2 protein-coding genes are annotated in these 721 nt (G+C 74.6%); one reads left to right on the top strand and one right to left on the bottom strand.

The window, feature by feature from the left end; translation table 11 throughout:
* Positions 1–467: BBE domain-containing protein (locus tag G9H71_RS22960; protein WP_196792399.1), on the top strand; the 467-nt coding region annotated here is incomplete at its 5' end.
* Positions 468–489: 22 nt separating this feature from the next.
* Here G9H71_RS22960 and G9H71_RS22955 read toward each other — a convergent pair.
* Positions 490–721, bottom strand: a 232-nt coding sequence (locus G9H71_RS22955; protein WP_166285041.1) for a hotdog family protein, incomplete at its 5' end; no start/stop codon positions are given.

The following is a 721-nucleotide window of genomic DNA, read 5'->3' as shown; positions in this document are numbered from 1 at the left end:
GCGCCGATGCCGGCTCGCCGTCCGGGCTGCGCAACTACTGGAAGGGCGGCTACCTGCGCGAGGTCGGCCCGGGTCTGGCCGACGCGATGCGACTGGCCGGCGAGGCACCGTCCCCGCTGAGCCACGTCGAGGTCCACCTGCTCGGAGGAGCGCACGGACGCGAGCCCGAGGGAGGAGCGGCGTACGGCCACCGAGACGCGGTCGCCGTCTACGACGTCATCTCGACGTGGCGCGACCCGGCCGAGGACGCGCGGCATGTGGGCCACTGCCGCGCCGCGCACGCCGAGCTCGCACGCTCCGGCACGGGCGAGACGTACGTCAACTACCTCGCGGGCGACGAGCCCGCGCCCGCGCGGTCGGCGTACGACGGGAGCACGCTCGCGCGGCTGCAGGAGGTCAAGCGCCGGGTGGACCCCGACGGTTTCCTTCCCGGGCCGGTGCAGGCCGGTCTGGTGCAGAGCGACTGAGGCGGCGGAGCAGCGGAGCGGGTCATGCCAGCCAGACGCGGCCCTCGGCGACGTTGCCCTCCGGCTGCACGATCTGCACCTCGAGCGCTTCCGGGCCGGGAGCCGGGGCGCCCGGAGCTGGAGCACCGACCCGGACGGTCGTCGGCACGCCCAGCTCGGCGAACTGGGTGAACTTGAGCTCGAGCCCAGCCAGCGGCTCGCTGCTGTCGCTGACGGCGTACGCCGCCTGCCGGACCGCCTCGATCTGCAGCATC

The sequence above is a fragment of the Motilibacter deserti genome, from assembly GCF_011250635.1.
Taxonomy (GTDB): domain Bacteria; phylum Actinomycetota; class Actinomycetes; order Motilibacterales; family Motilibacteraceae; genus Motilibacter_A; species Motilibacter_A deserti.
Note: the sequence above shows the minus strand (reverse complement) of the source record. Positions and strands in the feature narration are given on the sequence as shown.